Raw genomic sequence first — 16,053 nt, forward strand, 5'->3', positions numbered from 1 at the left:
TCGCTTAAATTTCAGCAGCCAGTTTATTAACCAGCTCCGCGTGCGCGTTTTGATCGATTGTGGCACCCAGGATCTTTTCAGCGCCTTCAACGGCCAGGCTACCCAATTGGGTGCGCAGCGCGTCTTTGACACTGTTGATTTCCTGTTCGATCTCGGCCTGAGCCTGAGCCTTCACACGGTCAGCTTCAACGCGAGCCTGTTCACGGGCTTCGTCTACGATCTGAGTACCGCGTTTCTTGGCTTGCTCAATGATTTCAGCTGCTTGAGCCTTAGCTTCGCGCAGTTGTTGACCCGCTTTATCTTGGGCCAACTCCAGGTCGCGAGCTGCTCGGTTAGCAGCGTCCAGTCCAGCCGCAATCTTCTTCTGACGTTCTTGCAATGCCGCGATGACCGGAGGCCACACGAACTTCATGCAAAACAGTACAAAAATGAAGAACGCAACGGACTGGCCAATCAGGGTTGCATTAATGTTCACGCCAACACCTCGCTCGTTCGTTGTCCATCACTCTAATCAACTCGAAAATTCGAGTGATTAGCCAGCGAGTTGACCAACGAAGGGGTTCGCGAAGGTGAAGAACAGTGCAATACCAACACCGATCATGGTTACGGCGTCGAGCAGACCGGCAACGATGAACATTTTAACTTGCAGCATTGGAACCATTTCTGGCTGACGCGCTGCGCCTTCCAGGAACTTGCCGCCCAACAGGCCGAAACCAATTGCGGTACCCAGTGCGCCCAGGCCGATCAACAGTGCAACAGCGATAGCGGTTAGACCAACTACAGTTTCCATCTTTCCTCCCGACTTTTACGTCGTATGGTTTAGGTTTTTTAGATTAAAGCGGTAAAACAAAATCATTTTGCGACACCCCCATGCCGGAGCAGGGGGCGCCAGACTCGCCGAGACGGGTCTTAGTGGTTATCTTCGTGTGCCATCGACAAGTAGACGATGGTCAACATCATGAAGATGAACGCTTGCAAGGTGATGATCAGGATGTGGAATACAGCCCACGCCCATTGCAGCACCACGCCCAGACCGCTAAGCCAAAGCAGGCCGCTGCCGAACATTACGGCGATCAGGATAAATACCAGTTCGCCAGCATACATATTGCCGAACAGACGCAGAGCCAGCGAGATTGGCTTGGCAATCAGCGTCACGAATTCGAGCAGGAAGTTCACCGGAATCAGCAGCGCCTGAATAAAGATATTCTTGCTGCCAAACGGGTGCAGGGTCAGTTCACCGATGAAACCGCCGATGCCTTTGATTTTGATGCTGTAGAAGATGATCAGTGCAAACACCGACAGGGCCATGCCCATGGTCGCGTTTGGATCTGTCGTCGGTACGGCACGGAAAGGGATGTGCGGGTCGCCAGTGATCAGCATCGCCAACTGAGGAATCCAGTCAACCGGTACCAGGTCGATGGCATTCATCAGGAATACCCAGACGAAAATGGTCAGCGCCAGTGGTGCAATGACGGCACTGCGACCATGGAAGCTGTCTTTCACACTGCCATCAACGAATTCAATCAAAACCTCTACGAAGTTTTGCAGTGCGCCTGGTTGACCGGAAGTTGCCTTCTTGGCCGCCATGCGGAATACGAGGATGAAAATCAGACCGACAAACAGCGACCAGCCGAGAGTATCGACATGGAACGCCCAAAAGCCCATTGATTTAGCTTCTGCAACGGTGTGAGCAAAGCCCCAGCCACCATCAGGTAGCTGCCCGAAGGTCAGGTTCTGTAAGTGGTGCTGGATATAGCCCGAAGCGGTTGTTTCTGCCATGGTTGCCTCAAACGCCCTAAGGTCTCGAAAGTGTTGTTCTCATTAGCAGGGGAGCGAACCAACTGACCAGTTGGGTCAGCACGAAGACGCCGAATACAGCTAGCGGCGCCAATGGCTTCACACCTGCAAACGTCAGCGCGAACAGCACTGCCGTCAAAATTAATTTGCCTGCCTCGCCAGCGTAAAACGACCGGACGATGGCTTGCGCTGCTCGGGCGCCGGAAAACCGGAAAGCCCTGTGAGCAAAATACACATTGGGTAGCAAAGCTATCAGGCCTCCGCAGAGTCCTGAATATCCGGCTACGACTCCATGCCATTGCCAGAGCCCCAGAGCAGCCAGCAATAAAACGACAAATTGAGCCAGTAAAACTGGAAATACCGCCAAGCGATGGAACGGCAAGCGGTTTGGCGTGCGGGTTTCCATCACAACTGCTCCTCAAAGGTCGGCTGCCAAAAGAAAAAAACTTGGCATAATTTGTGCCGACAAAATGCGCGCAGAGTATAGGGGCGCTTAAGCCCCTATTCAACTGTCAGGTAGTGATTTCCGACTGCGCGCTACATGAGGAAATGTTTCAGCGGATGTGAGCAAGCACTCCTTGAAGCTCATCCAGAGAGTTGTAACCAATGACTAACTGACCCTTTCCCTTCTTACCGTGGCGAATCTGCACCGCAGAGCCTAGGCGCTCGGCCAGACGCTGCTCGAGCCGGGTGATATCCGGATCGGTTTTGACCGGTTCGGCAGGCTCTTGCTTGCCACTCAACCACTGGCGAACCAGGGCTTCGGTCTGACGCACGGTTAAACCACGTGCGACAACGTGTCGCGCCCCTTCAACCTGCTGATTTTCAGGCAAACCCAGGAGTGCCCGGGCATGACCCATTTCCAGGTCACCATGGGACAGCATGGTTTTGATCACTTCCGGCAGTGAAATCAACCGTAACAAGTTAGCCACAGACACTCGGGACTTACCCACAGCATCGGCCACCTGTTGCTGAGTCAGCTGGAACTCTTGCTGCAAACGCTGCAAGGCCACGGCTTCTTCAATCGGATTGAGGTCTTCACGCTGGATGTTTTCGATCAGCGCCATTGCAATGGCAGTTTCATCCGGTACGTCTTTGACCATCGCAGGGATGGTGTCCTTGCCCGCTTGCTGACTTGCACGCCAGCGGCGCTCACCGGCAATGATCTCAAAACGCCCGCCAGCGATCGGACGCACCACGATCGGCTGCATCACGCCCTGAGACTTGATCGAACTCGCAAGCTCTTCAAGTGCCTGGGGGTCCATGTCGCGACGAGGCTGGTATTTACCGCGCTGGATCAAGTCCAGGGGCAAATGCTGCAGTTCGCTTTGATCAACCTTGACCGCTTGTTCTTCCAGCGAGCTGACCGTAGGACCACTCAGAAGAGCATCCAGTCCGCGTCCGAGACCTCGTTTCTTGACGGCCATGGGATTTCCTTAAGTTGGCTGAGCAGTGCGGGAGGTACGACGTTGACGACGAACCAGCTCGCCCGCCAGGGCAAGGTAAGCAATCGCGCCACGGGAATTTTTGTCATAGGCCAGGGCAGGCATGCCATAGCTTGGCGCTTCAGCCAGACGGATATTGCGCGGAATCACGGTGTCGTAGAGCTGCTCGCCAAAGTGTTCCTTGAGCTGGGCCGAGACATCGTTCATCAGGCTCAGACGCGGATCGTACATAGTCCGCAGCAAGCCTTCGATTTTCAGGTTCGGGTTCAGCAGCTCAGCGATACGCTTGATGTTATCCACAAGGTCGCTCAAGCCTTCGAGCGCGAAGTACTCGCACTGCATGGGGATAATCACCCCGTCGGCAGCGACCAGAGCGTTCAGGGTCAGCATCGACAGTGACGGCGGGCAATCGATCAGGATGTAGTCGTAGCTCTCACGGACCGGGGCCAGTGCAGTACGCAGACGGCTTTCCTTCATCTGCATTTCGAGCAGTACGACTTCAGCCGCGGTCAGATCGCGGTTAGCTGGCAGTAACTGGTAACCACCGTGTTCGGAGTAGTGCATGGCCTCGGCCAGATCACACTCACCGATCAACAGGTCATAGACTGAATTCTCGAGACCATGCTTATCCACACCGCTACCCATGGTGGCGTTGCCCTGTGGATCGAGGTCGATCAGCAGTACGCGGCGCTTGGTCGCGACCAACGATGCTGCGAGGTTGATACAGGTGGTGGTTTTACCCACACCACCCTTTTGGTTCGCTATTGCGAATACCTTAGCCATTCTTGCTTGCGTTCCCAATCATGCCGTGCGGCGCAGTATCAGCAGATGGCGTTGGCCTTGGCAACCCGGAACGGTCAAGGCGTGTTCGCCATCGAGACGAAAATCAGACGGCAATGCTACCAGCTCATCGGCCGGATGAACGCCCTTCATTGCCAACCAGCGCGTTTCGCTGTCACCAAGGTGACGCGTCCAGTTGCTGAAGTTTTCCATACTGCTGAAAGCTCTGGACACAATTCCAGTGAACGGTTGCGCAGGCTGATACTCCTCGACTCGACTGTGGATAACTTGCAGGTTATCCAGCTTGAGCTCGAGTTTGACCTGGGTCAGGAAGCGGGTTTTCTTGCCGTTACTGTCCAGGCAGGTCACTTGCGACCCGGGAAACAGGATGGCCAAGGGAATCCCCGGCATGCCGCCGCCACTACCGACATCCAGCCAGCGGCCGTTTTCGATGAAAGGCATCACGCTCAGACTGTCGAGCAAATGGCGCGACACCATTTCGTCGGGGTTACGCACAGCCGTAAGGTTGTAGGCCTTGTTCCATTTGATCAACAGGGCGAGATAACCCAGCAACTGCTGGTGCTGGGCCTCGGTCAGATCGACGCCCAGCTGGCGTGCACCTGTGGATAACTCTTCAGCATGTTGTGCGGTAACCAGCGAACTCAAGCGTTTTGCTCCAACTTGCGGCCAGCGCCGCGTTTTTTCAGGTGAATCATCAACAGGGAGATCGCAGCCGGTGTCACACCGGGAATGCGCGAAGCCTGGCCCAGCGTCTCGGGACGCGTAGCACCCAGCTTGCTCTGGATCTCTTTCGACAGTCCGGAGATGGTCGTGTAATCGATATCCACAGGCAGTTTGGTATTTTCACTGGCCCGCAGACGAGCAATCTCATCCTGTTGACGATCGATGTAACCGGCATATTTGGTCTTGATTTCAACCTGCTCGGCCACCAGCGGATCGGTTGCACCCTGCCCTGTCACTTCGATCAGACCGACGTAATCAATTTCGGGACGGGTCAGCAGATTCAGCAAATTGTATTCGTGGGTCAAAGGCGTACCGAACCGGGCTGCAATCGCTTCACCCTGTTCAGTGCCCGGGCGAACCCAGGTGCTCTTCAAGCGCTGTTCTTCCTGCGCGATGCTTTCGCGCTTGGTGCAAAACGCAGCCCAGCGGGCGTCGTCGACCAGGCCAAGCTCGCGTCCTTTCTCGGTCAGACGCATATCGGCGTTGTCTTCACGCAGGATCAGGCGGTACTCGGCCCGGGAGGTGAACATCCGGTACGGTTCTTGAGTTCCCAAGGTGATCAGATCGTCCACCAGGACCCCGATGTAGGCCTCATCGCGACGAGGGCACCAGCTGTCTTTGCCCTGTGCAAGCAATGCCGCGTTGGCGCCGGCGAGCAAACCTTGTGCTCCGGCTTCTTCGTAACCGGTGGTGCCGTTGATTTGTCCGGCAAAGAACAAACCGCCGATCACCTTGGTTTCGAGGCTGTATTTCAGGTCACGGGGATCGAAATAGTCGTATTCGATGGCATAACCTGGACGCACGATGTGGGCGTTTTCCATACCGCGGATCGACTGCACAATCTGGATCTGCACATCGAACGGCAAGGAAGTGGAAATCCCGTTCGGGTACAGCTCGTGGGTCGTCAAACCTTCAGGTTCGATAAAGACCTGGTGGCTTTCCTTGTCGGCAAAGCGATGAATCTTGTCTTCGATGGACGGGCAATAGCGCGGACCAATGCCCTCGATAACACCCGAATACATCGGTGAACGATCAAGGTTGGCAGCAATGATTTCGTGGGTGCGGGCGTTGGTATGGGTAATCCAGCAACTGACTTGCGCCGGATGCTGTTGCTTGTTGCCCATGAACGACATCACTGGAATCGGGGTATCGCCAGGCTGTTCGGTCATGACCGAAAAATCCACTGAACGACCATCAATACGCGGTGGTGTACCGGTTTTCAGGCGACCGACCCGTAATGGCAGTTCACGCAGGCGCTGTGCCAGGGCGATCGAAGGTGGATCACCGGCCCGGCCGCCTGAATAGTTCTGCATTCCGATGTGGATAAGTCCACCGAGGAAAGTGCCTGTGGTCAAAACCACGGCATCGGCCATGAAACGCAGACCCATCTGGGTTACTACGCCACGGACCTGATCCTGTTCAACGATCAGGTCATCAGCCGCTTGTTGAAATATCCACAGGTTGGGCTGGTTTTCCAGAATTTCCCGTACTGCCGCCTTGTACAGAATGCGGTCGGCCTGTGCACGGGTTGCACGCACTGCCGGGCCTTTGCGGCCATTGAGTACACGGAACTGGATACCGCCTTTATCGGTGGCAATCGCCATCGCGCCACCGAGGGCATCGATTTCTTTAACCAGATGGCTTTTACCAATCCCGCCAATCGCAGGATTGCAGCTCATTTGCCCGAGGGTTTCCACGTTGTGGGTCAACAGCAGGGTTTTTACGCCCATACGTGCTGAAGCAAGTGCAGCCTCGGTTCCGGCGTGACCGCCGCCGATGACGATCACTGCAAAACGGGAAGGGAAATTCACCACGCACCTCGTGCCTGTTTCTAGGGGTTTTTGGATAGACCGCAAAGTATAGGGACTTCGCCCTTCTTAAAGAACCCTTTGCACAAAATTTAACCAGCTGTGGATAAGGCCAGATAGATAAATAAATAGAGAAGAAATTTATAAAGCTTTGTTTTTATGTTTATTACTACTGAGCGACCTATCTGTGGATAGATTGCTGAAGGCCTTTAAACACGTACTGTACAGAGATTCAAAAATCTGTGGTTAGGTGCCAATGAGGGGTTTGGATAAGTACTTTAAGCTTGTGGATAAAGACCTCGCTTATCCACAGGGGTGGTTATCTTCAGTTTTCAGGCCTACTTACCCACCGAGCTGAGGGGCGGTTATGCACAGGGCTTATTTCATGTTTATTGTGCAATCCAGCCAATAAACAGGCAGCCGAAGGCCGCTCGAATGGCTGTTTCATCAAGCGGCCTGACGATCGGTAGCTGGGTAAAGCGAAAAATGCCTGAAATTAACCCCTTCAGACGGAGATATTCAGCCAGCCTGAGGTCGAGGCCTCAAGCCTGTGGGTAATTCCGATAGCGTCCACAAACGCTTCATCGTGGGAAGTCACGATCAAAGTCCCCCGGTACTGCTGGAGCATCGATTCCAGGGCCCGGATAGAGGGCAAATCGAGATGATTGGCCGGTTCATCCAGCAATAAAAGCTGTGCTGGCTGTTGTGCATAAAGCACACATGCCATTGCCGCTTTCACCCGCTCACCCCCACTGAGCTGTGCACAAGTCTGGTTTACCTGGTTAGCGTCAAGGCCTATTTGCGCCAGCCGGGTACGCAATTCACTGTCATTGAGCTCCTGGTTCAGAGCGCGCAATTGCTCAAGCACTGACAGCCCGGGCTCCAGCAATGTCAGATGCTGGTCGAGATAAGCCGCTGTCACAAAGGTGTGAGCCTGGCCCGATATGATAGGAAGCTGCCCGGCCAAAACCTTGAGCAAGGTCGACTTGCCGCAACCGTTTGGCCCCACAAGGGCGACTCGCTGGCCCCGACTCAGGGTCAGGTTGACCAGCTGCAGAGGCTCAGCCCCCCGGGGCAAACGGGCATCTATCAGCTCTGCGATTTGCAAAGGTACGTTTTGGCTGCGTACAGGTGGATACACAAAAATGCTCTGTTGGTCTTCTACCTGGCTTGCAGCCAGGTGGACCTTGGCAGACAAGGCCTGATGTGCAGCGTTTTGTTGCAGCCGCAGTTTGCCGCTACTGGTCTGACTGCGTTCCTTTTGCCGATCCAGCAGGATCTTCGCCTGGTTACTGCCACTGGCCTGTTGCTTGCCTCGGGCTTGCCTGCGCTCAAGGCGCTCCCTTTGCTCACGCAGGGCATGCTCCTCGCGTTTGCGTTCAACCTTGGCTGATTCCAGTCGTTGCTGGGCCGACAGTTGCTGCTGGTCTTTGGCCTGTGCATAAAACGAGAAATTGCCGCCATAGCTGGTGAGCCCCAGGGATGAGAGTTCCACGATGCGTTCCATGCACTCCAACAATTCGCGGTCATGGCTGATCACCAGCAGACCGCCGGGCCAACGTTGCAGTTGTTGATACAAAGCCTGTCGGTGCTGACGATCGAGATGATTGGAGGGTTCATCCAGTATCAAAAAGTCGGCTTCAGACAAAAAAGCGCCCATCAAAGCTACGCGCATGGCTTCGCCACCACTGAGCGCCGAAGCAGGGGTCGAAGGATTCAGGTGGGCGAGTCCGTTTTGCTGCAGCTGGTCGAGCAATTGCTGACGAATGTTCCACTGCTCTCCTACGCAGTCAAAGTCCGCTTGGGCAGTGCTGCCTTGCCCGATACGCTCAAGGGCACAGAGGATGGGCTGCACGCCTGCCAGATCGGCCAGGGTCCGCTCTGATTCAAGGCTGACTTGCTGTGCCAGGTAATACACCGATCCGTTGCGCAGACAGCGACCTGAGCTGGGCAAGAGATCCCCTGCGATTAGACGCGCCAGGATACTTTTGCCCACGCCATTGCGCCCGATCAGGCCTGTGGGGCGTTGGTCGAGGTGCAAATCAAGGTCAGAAAACAGCGGGCTACCGTCGGGTAGCTGATAAGAAACGCTTTCCAGCGTCACATAGGGAACGTGAGTCATATGCACTCCAAAGATGCCCAGAACTGCCCCTGCTGTGAGGGGAATAAGAACTGGCCGCAAGAATCGCGGCGGCATCAATGACGCATTGGACTAACACCTCTGTGGATGTGGGGAATGGAAACTATACCGAAAACTGTAGGAGCGAGCTTGCTATCTTTTAACCGCTCGCTCCTACAGGGATCTTGGCTATTTACCGATACAGAAGCTGGAGAAGATCCGTCCCAGCAGATCATCCGAGCTGAATGCCCCGGTAATCTCGCCGAGGGAATGCTGGGCCTGACGTAAATCCTCCGCCAGCAACTCACCGGCACCCGCCAGGGTCAGCTGTGCCCTGCCGTGCTCCAGGGCATCACTTGCATGGCGCAACGCCTCCAGGTGACGACGGCGTGCACTGAAGCTGCTCTCAGAGGTCTGCTCGTAGCCCATGCAGGCCTTGAGATGATCGCGCAGCAACTCGAGGCCATCTCCGGCATCTGTGGAGCGGGCACTCAAGCTGATGGTCACGTGGCCATCGTCACAGACCTGCAGACGAATATCCTCTCCGGTCAGGTCAGCCTTGTTGCGGATCAAGGTTACTTTGGCCGGGTCCGGACGCTGCTGCAAAAACTCTGGCCACAGGGCAAAGGGGTCATCAGCCTCAGGTGCAGTCGCATCCACCACCAGCAACACCCGGTCAGCTTCACCAATGGCCTTGAGCGCTCGTTGTACACCGATTTTTTCGACTTGATCATCGGTGTCGCGCAGACCTGCAGTGTCTACCACGTGCAACGGCATGCCATCGATGTGGATATGTTCACGCAATACGTCACGGGTGGTGCCGGCAATTTCAGTAACAATTGCGGCTTCGCGTCCGGCCAGTGCGTTGAGCAAGCTGGACTTTCCTGCATTGGGCCGGCCGGCAATCACTACTGTCATGCCGTCCCGCAACAATGCGCCCTGGCCTGCCTCGCGCATCACGGTGGATAACTCTTGGCGAACCTTGTCGAGCATCCCCAGCACGTGGCCATCGGCCAGAAAGTCGATTTCCTCTTCCGGAAAATCAATCGCAGCTTCGACGTAGATGCGCAAACCGATCAATTGTTCGGTCAAGTTATGCACACGCTGCGAAAACGCTCCCTGCAAGGAGCGCAAGGCATTGCGTGCCGCCTGTGCAGAGCTGGCCTCGATAAGGTCGGCAATGGCTTCGGCCTGGGCCAGATCGAGCTTGTCATTCAAAAATGCGCGTTCACTGAACTCGCCCGGGCGTGCCAGGCGGCAACCCAGTTGAATACAGCGTTGCAGCAACATATCGAGAACAATGGGGCCGCCGTGACCTTGCAGTTCCAGCACGTCTTCGCCGGTAAAAGAGTTGGGGCCCGGGAAGTACAGCGCGATGCCTTCATCGAGTACTTCGCGGTTTTCCCCATAAAACGGACCGTAGTGGGCGTAGCGCGGCTTCAATTCGCGCTCGCTGAATGCTTTGGCTGCGATGCTTGCGAGCGGGCCGGAGATACGCACGATACCCACACCACCTCGGCCTTGGGCAGTTGCCACAGCGGCAATGGTTTCAGCAGCAACACTCATAAAACAGGCCTCAAAACAAAAGTGATGGAAAGCAAAACGCCCCACTAGGGGGCGTTTTGAGTGGTGCTCACCAGAGTAAGTTACTCGGCTGCTTTTTTGGTAGCAGCTTCGACCTTACGTGTGATGTACCACTGTTGGGCGATGGACAGGCAGTTGTTCACAACCCAGTACAGCACCAGACCAGCCGGGAACCACAGGAAGAAGAAGGTGAAGATGATTGGCATCAGCTTCATCACCTTGGCCTGCATCGGATCCGGAGGAGTCGGGTTCAGACGCTGCTGGATGAACATGGTTGCGCCCATGATGATCGGCAGAATGAAGAACGGGTCCTTGATCGACAGGTCGGTAATCCAGAGCATGAACGGCGCCTGGCGCATTTCAACACTTTCCAGAAGTACCCAGTACAAGGACAGGAAGACCGGCATCTGCACCAGAATCGGCAAGCAGCCGCCCAGCGGATTGATCTTCTCTTTCTTGTACAGCTCCATCATCGCTTGCGACATTTTCTGGCGATCATCACCGAACTGCTCTTTCAGAGCGGCCAGTTTTGGTGCCACAGCGCGCATGCGGGCCATCGACTTGTAGCTGGCGGCCGACAGAGGGAAGAAGATCCCTTTGATCAGCATGGTCAGGAAAATGATCGACCAGCCCCAGTTACCTACCAGGCTGTGGATATGTTGCAGCAGCCAGAAAATAGGCTGGGCAATGAACCACAGGATGCCGTAGTCGACAGTCAGTTCCAGGCCTGGGGATAACTCTTTGAGCACACCCTGGCTTTTCGGACCGGCGTACAAGGTAGCGCTGGTTTCGCCTGTTTTGCCCGGCTCAACGGTCAAGGTTGGACCGGTAAAACCGATGATGTAGTTGCCCTGGCTGTCTTTACGGGTCTGAACTACGTTGGAATCACCCTTCTGAGGAATCCACGCGGTTACAAAGTAGTGTTGCAGCCATGCAACCCAGCCACCTTGAACGGTTTCTTTCAGCTGGCCCTTGTCGATATCTTTCATCGACACTTTTTTGTACGGCTCAGAACTTGTCCACAGGGCGGCGCCCAGGTAAGTCGCAGTGCCGGTGGCGGTGCTGGAAGAAGGATCGGAGCTGTTGTCGCGTTTCAATTGCGCGAACAGGTTGCCGTTCCACGGCTTGCCGCTCTCGTTATCAATCAAATAGCTGACTTGAACATCGTACAGGCCACGCTTGAGCGTGAAACGCTTGATGTAGTTGATCCCGTTTTCGCTGAATTTCAGGTCAACGACTAACTGATCCTGGCCTGGAGCCAGTTCATAAGTCTTTTTATCTGTGCTGAAAACCGGGCGACCTGCAGGGCGGGCATCCGGTCCATCAACACCTGTCAGGCCGCTTTGAGCCAGATAGGTGCGTTCGTTGCCGTTATCGAACAACTGGAAAGGAACATCCGGGTGGTCCTGACGGCGCGGATAAAGCGGCAGACGCAACTGGGCAATGTCGCCACCCTGTGGATCAATCGCAATGTCCAGAACATCCGTTTTCAGGTGGATGAGGTCTTTGCTTGCAGCAACCGGAGTTTCAGTCGGTGTGCTGGTATCGCCATTGGCGCTGGGTACATCGGCACTGTTGGAAGCGTTGTTACCTGAAGCCGTGTCGGGCAAAGCCGGCGCGGTGGTGCTGCTGGCGGCAACATTCTGAGTCGGCAGTGCAGCTTGGCCGTAGTCCTGGTTCCATTTCAGGACCATAACGTAGGACACGACTGCTAGAGCGACGATCAGGATCGTGCGTTTAATATCCATGATTACTCGGCCATCGAAGAAGAACGGGAGGTAGGGATAGGTGGAACCGGGTCGTAACCACCGGGATTCCACGGGTGACAGCGACCTAAACGACGAAAGGTCAGCCAGCCGCCGCGAAGAACGCCATGATTTTCGATGGCTTCCAACGCGTAGCAGGAACAACTGGGGTAGAAACGGCAGTGGCTGGCCATCAAAGGACTAATGGCATAACGATAAAACTGGATCGGAACGAGCACCAGTTTACGCATCAGGACTGCCTACCCCTACAGTTTCGGTTTTAACCGCTGGAACTGGCGCGTTACGGGCCAGACGCTTCCAGAGTTTGCCGAAATGCTGAATCAATTCGGGGTTCTCTACGTCACCCAAACCTTTGCGCGCGACGATAACGATATCCCAACCAACCAGTAAATCCTGGTGGAGACGAAACGATTCACGCATCAAACGCTTAAGGCGATTGCGCTCAACGGAGAGCTTTACGCTCTTTTTACCGATCACTAACCCCAAACGGGGGTGATCGAGATCGTTGCTGCGCGCAAGGAGCAGGAGATTTTTCCCCGGAACCTTGCCGGTGGGGGAGTCAAAGACTGCCTTGAAATGTCGGGGAGTGAGTAACCGCTTTTCCCGACTGAAGTCCTGACTCACCACCATTGTCTGATTATCAAACTGCCAGACGTGCACGGCCTTTGGCGCGGCGACGCGACAGGACTGCACGGCCGTTTTTGGTTGCCATGCGAGCACGGAAACCGTGAGTGCGGGCGCGTTTGATAGTGCTTGGTTGGAAAGTACGTTTCATGTCGTGCTACCTGGTTCGTCCACAACGGGCCGGAATGGCCCCCGTTTTAAGAGACCGGCGATTCTAGAGAAAGCAAGCCGATAGGTCAATTTCCAACCAACGTTTACTGCTAAATAGATGTTTGGCCTTTTGCACAGCCCTTTCGCCAGCCAACTATAAAAATAAAGAAACGAAGTATTTAAAGCTCTTTTATAAAGCTTATTAAACTTAGGGACGCCATCTTCTGTGGATAACTCGCTCTAGGCTAGATAAATCAACGTTCTCAGAGGATGACAACACTGTCGAGAAGCCGTGCTCTGCCTGTGCTGCACCCTCGGATAAGCTGTGCACGAAAGGGCTATTTATCCACAGGCCAGTTATGCACAGAGTTTCGACCCCACTTGTGCAACGAGCTTAGGCCCGCTTATCCACAGACCTTATGCACATACCATTTGTCGCTTTGTTCACAGCAAAAAGGCGAATCTCCCCTTATAGGCAGGCAACCTACATGTGGATAAGTGGGCGAGTGCTCGCTACAATGGCGCCTGTTTTTGCCTCACCGGCTTTCAACTTAGGGGATATCCGTGTCAGTGGAACTTTGGCAGCAGTGCGTAGAGCTTTTGCGCGATGAACTGCCTGCCCAGCAATTCAACACCTGGATCCGTCCACTACAGGTCGAAGCCGAAGGCGACGAGTTGCGTGTGTATGCACCCAACCGCTTTGTTCTCGACTGGGTCAACGAGAAGTATCTGAGCCGTTTGCTCGAACTGTTGAATGAGCACAGCAATGGCATGGCGCCTGCGTTGTCCTTATTAATAGGCAGCAAACGCAGTTCAGCTCCTCGTGCAGCACCCAATGCGCCGCTGGCGGCCGCGGCTTCTCAACAAGCCCCGGCCCCGGCGAGCGCACCGACTGCCTCGGCTCCTGCGTCAGCGCCCGCACCTAAACAGTCGGCTCAAGCAAGCGAAGAACCTTCGCGTGCCAGCTTCGACCCGATGGCGGGTGCCAGTTCGCAACAGGCGCCTGTACGCGCCGAGCAGCGAACTGTTCAGGTTGAAGGTGCGCTCAAGCACACCAGCTACCTGAACCGCACCTTTACCTTCGAAAACTTCGTAGAAGGCAAGTCCAACCAACTGGCCCGCGCTGCGGCGTGGCAGGTGGCGGATAACCCCAAGCACGGTTACAACCCGCTCTTCCTTTATGGCGGCGTTGGCCTGGGTAAGACTCACTTGATGCACGCGGTGGGTAACCACCTGCTGAAGAAGAACCCGAATGCCAAGGTCGTGTACCTGCATTCCGAGCGTTTTGTAGCTGACATGGTCAAGGCCTTGCAGCTCAACGCAATCAACGAATTCAAGCGCTTCTACCGTTCGGTGGACGCCTTGCTGATCGATGATATTCAGTTCTTCGCACGCAAAGAGCGCTCGCAAGAAGAGTTCTTCCATACCTTCAACGCCCTGCTTGAAGGCGGCCAGCAAGTCATCCTCACCAGTGACCGTTATCCGAAAGAAATTGAAGGTCTTGAAGAGCGTCTCAAGTCGCGCTTTGGCTGGGGCCTGACGGTTGCTGTTGAACCGCCGGAGCTTGAGACCCGGGTCGCGATCCTGATGAAGAAAGCCGATCAGGCCAAGGTCGACCTGCCTCACGACGCAGCGTTCTTCATTGCCCAGCGCATTCGTTCCAACGTGCGTGAGCTCGAAGGTGCGCTCAAGCGTGTCATCGCTCACTCGCACTTTATGGGCCGTGACATCACCATCGAGCTGATTCGCGAATCCCTTAAAGACCTGCTGGCGCTACAGGACAAACTGGTCTCTGTGGATAACATCCAGCGCACAGTGGCCGAGTACTACAAGATCAAGATTTCGGACCTGCTGTCCAAGCGCCGTTCGCGCTCGGTGGCGCGACCACGTCAGGTCGCCATGGCACTGTCCAAAGAACTGACCAACCACAGTCTGCCGGAAATCGGCGACGTTTTTGGCGGTCGCGATCACACCACGGTCTTGCACGCATGCCGCAAGATCAACGAACTCAAGGAATCCGACGCGGACATCCGCGAGGACTACAAGAACCTGCTGCGAACTCTGACAACCTGATGACACCAGCGCAGCTTATTAAGGCAAGGGACTAGACCATGCATTTCACCATTCAACGCGAAGCCCTGTTGAAACCCCTGCAACTGGTCGCAGGCGTTGTTGAACGCCGCCAGACCTTGCCGGTATTGTCCAACGTGCTGTTGGTTGTCGATGGCCAGCAACTGTCGCTGACCGGTACCGACCTTGAAGTCGAGCTGGTTGGTCGGGTACAGCTGGAAGAGCCGGCTGAGCCAGGCGAAATCACCGTGCCTGCTCGCAAGCTGATGGATATCTGCAAAAGCTTGCCCAACGATGCCCTGATCGACATCAAGCTCGACGACAACAAGCTGGTGGTCAAGGCCGGGCGTAGCCGCTTTACGTTGTCCACCTTGCCAGCCAACGATTTCCCGACTGTGGAAGAAGGCCCGGGTTCGCTGACCTGCAACTTGCAGCAAAGCAAACTGCGACGCCTGATCGAGCGCACCAGCTTCGCGATGGCTCAGCAGGACGTGCGTTACTACCTCAACGGCATGCTGCTGGAAGTATCGGCCGGCATCATCCGTGCCGTGGCCACTGACGGTCACCGTCTGGCCATGTGCTCGATGAAAGCCGATATCGGCCAGCCGGACCGTCACCAGGTGATTGTCCCGCGCAAGGGTATCCTTGAGCTGGCGCGCTTGCTGACCGAACCGGATGGTGAAGTCAGCATCGTTCTGGGTGCTCACCACATCCGTGCCACCACCGGCGAGTTCACCTTCACCTCCAAGCTGGTAGACGGCAAGTTCCCGGACTACGAGCGTGTGCTGCCCAAAGGCGGTGACAAGATCGTGATTGGTGATCGCCAGGCACTGCGTGAAGCGTTCAGCCGTACCGCGATCCTGTCCAACGAGAAATACCGTGGTATCCGCCTGCAACTGGCCAATGGCCAGCTAAAGATTCAGGCCAATAACCCGGAACAGGAAGAAGCGGAAGAAGAAGTGGGCGTTGACTACAACGGCGGCTCGCTGGAAATCGGCTTTAACGTAAGCTATCTGCTGGACGTGCTGGGCGTAATGACCACTGAACAAGTGCGACTGATCCTGTCTGACTCCAACAGCAGTGCCCTGGTGCAAGAGTCTGACAACGACGACTCGGCCTACGTTGTTATGCCGATGCGCCTGTAACTTATGCACAGCCCAAGCTAG

The 16,053-nt window shown here is 55.4% G+C and carries 16 protein-coding genes; 2 read left to right on the top strand and 14 right to left on the bottom strand.

What is annotated here, in order from left to right:
* Nucleotides 1-4: 4 nt before the first annotated feature.
* From FEZ21_RS03495 to rpmH, 14 genes are all read right to left on the bottom strand, one after another.
* On the bottom strand, nucleotides 5-475 hold the full coding sequence (locus FEZ21_RS03495; RefSeq protein WP_003437998.1) for a F0F1 ATP synthase subunit B: 471 nt from the start codon (nucleotides 473-475) through the stop codon (nucleotides 5-7).
* 57 nt (nucleotides 476-532) lie between these two features.
* A complete protein-coding gene (gene atpE, locus FEZ21_RS03500; RefSeq protein WP_002555987.1) occupies nucleotides 533-790 on the bottom strand; it encodes a F0F1 ATP synthase subunit C in 258 nt (85 codons plus the stop codon).
* 119 nt (nucleotides 791-909) lie between these two features.
* Nucleotides 910-1,779 (bottom strand): F0F1 ATP synthase subunit A, encoded by an 870-nt coding sequence (gene atpB / locus FEZ21_RS03505; RefSeq protein ID WP_003437996.1) that lies wholly within the window; start codon nucleotides 1,777-1,779, stop codon nucleotides 910-912.
* Nucleotides 1,780-1,795: 16 nt separating this feature from the next.
* Nucleotides 1,796-2,203 (bottom strand): F0F1 ATP synthase subunit I, encoded by a 408-nt coding sequence (locus FEZ21_RS03510; RefSeq protein ID WP_003437994.1) that lies wholly within the window; start codon nucleotides 2,201-2,203, stop codon nucleotides 1,796-1,798.
* A gap of 148 nt (nucleotides 2,204-2,351) precedes the next feature.
* Nucleotides 2,352-3,224: a ParB/RepB/Spo0J family partition protein gene (locus FEZ21_RS03515; protein WP_003437992.1), complete on the bottom strand. Its 873-nt coding sequence runs from the start codon at nucleotides 3,222-3,224 to the stop codon at nucleotides 2,352-2,354.
* 9 nt (nucleotides 3,225-3,233) lie between these two features.
* A complete protein-coding gene (locus tag FEZ21_RS03520; protein WP_003437990.1) occupies nucleotides 3,234-4,025 on the bottom strand; it encodes a ParA family protein in 792 nt (263 codons plus the stop codon).
* 18 nt (nucleotides 4,026-4,043) lie between these two features.
* The gene (rsmG, locus tag FEZ21_RS03525; RefSeq protein ID WP_003437989.1) at nucleotides 4,044-4,688 is read right to left on the bottom strand and encodes a 16S rRNA (guanine(527)-N(7))-methyltransferase RsmG; all 645 of its coding nucleotides are present in this window, start codon (nucleotides 4,686-4,688) and stop codon (nucleotides 4,044-4,046) included.
* Nucleotides 4,685-6,577, bottom strand: a complete 1,893-nt coding sequence (gene mnmG, locus FEZ21_RS03530) for a tRNA uridine-5-carboxymethylaminomethyl(34) synthesis enzyme MnmG (RefSeq protein ID WP_003437986.1) — start codon at nucleotides 6,575-6,577, stop codon at nucleotides 4,685-4,687. The genes rsmG and mnmG overlap by 4 nt, the downstream gene beginning before the upstream one ends.
* 502 nt (nucleotides 6,578-7,079) lie before the next feature.
* Nucleotides 7,080-8,696 (bottom strand): ABC-F family ATP-binding cassette domain-containing protein, encoded by a 1,617-nt coding sequence (locus tag FEZ21_RS03535; protein ID WP_160626462.1) that lies wholly within the window; start codon nucleotides 8,694-8,696, stop codon nucleotides 7,080-7,082.
* A 186-nt stretch (nucleotides 8,697-8,882) separates the two neighbouring features.
* Nucleotides 8,883-10,259, bottom strand: a complete 1,377-nt coding sequence (gene mnmE, locus FEZ21_RS03540; RefSeq protein ID WP_003437982.1) for a tRNA uridine-5-carboxymethylaminomethyl(34) synthesis GTPase MnmE — start codon at nucleotides 10,257-10,259, stop codon at nucleotides 8,883-8,885.
* 80 nt (nucleotides 10,260-10,339) lie between these two features.
* On the bottom strand, nucleotides 10,340-12,025 hold the full coding sequence (gene yidC / locus FEZ21_RS03545) for a membrane protein insertase YidC (protein WP_003437981.1): 1,686 nt from the start codon (nucleotides 12,023-12,025) through the stop codon (nucleotides 10,340-10,342).
* A 2-nt stretch (nucleotides 12,026-12,027) separates the two neighbouring features.
* A complete protein-coding gene (yidD, locus tag FEZ21_RS03550) occupies nucleotides 12,028-12,273 on the bottom strand; it encodes a membrane protein insertion efficiency factor YidD (protein WP_003437980.1) in 246 nt (81 codons plus the stop codon).
* The gene (gene rnpA, locus FEZ21_RS03555; protein ID WP_029612709.1) at nucleotides 12,266-12,667 is read right to left on the bottom strand and encodes a ribonuclease P protein component; all 402 of its coding nucleotides are present in this window, start codon (nucleotides 12,665-12,667) and stop codon (nucleotides 12,266-12,268) included. Before rnpA ends, yidD begins: the two co-directional genes overlap by 8 nt.
* Nucleotides 12,668-12,683: 16 nt before the next feature.
* Entirely contained in the window at nucleotides 12,684-12,818 is a 135-nt protein-coding gene (gene rpmH, locus FEZ21_RS03560; RefSeq protein ID WP_003213577.1) for a 50S ribosomal protein L34, read from the bottom strand.
* Nucleotides 12,819-13,381: 563 nt separating this feature from the next.
* Here rpmH and dnaA point away from each other — a divergent pair.
* Both dnaA and dnaN read left to right on the top strand, forming a co-directional pair.
* Nucleotides 13,382-14,890: a chromosomal replication initiator protein DnaA gene (gene dnaA / locus FEZ21_RS03565; RefSeq protein WP_003437978.1), complete on the top strand. Its 1,509-nt coding sequence runs from the start codon at nucleotides 13,382-13,384 to the stop codon at nucleotides 14,888-14,890.
* Nucleotides 14,891-14,928: 38 nt separating this feature from the next.
* On the top strand, nucleotides 14,929-16,032 hold the full coding sequence (gene dnaN, locus FEZ21_RS03570; protein WP_003437977.1) for a DNA polymerase III subunit beta: 1,104 nt from the start codon (nucleotides 14,929-14,931) through the stop codon (nucleotides 16,030-16,032).
* Nucleotides 16,033-16,053: the final 21 nt, after the last annotated feature.

This window comes from Pseudomonas sp. 9.1(2019), assembly GCF_009910445.1.
GTDB lineage: Bacteria > Pseudomonadota > Gammaproteobacteria > Pseudomonadales > Pseudomonadaceae > Aquipseudomonas > Aquipseudomonas paraversuta.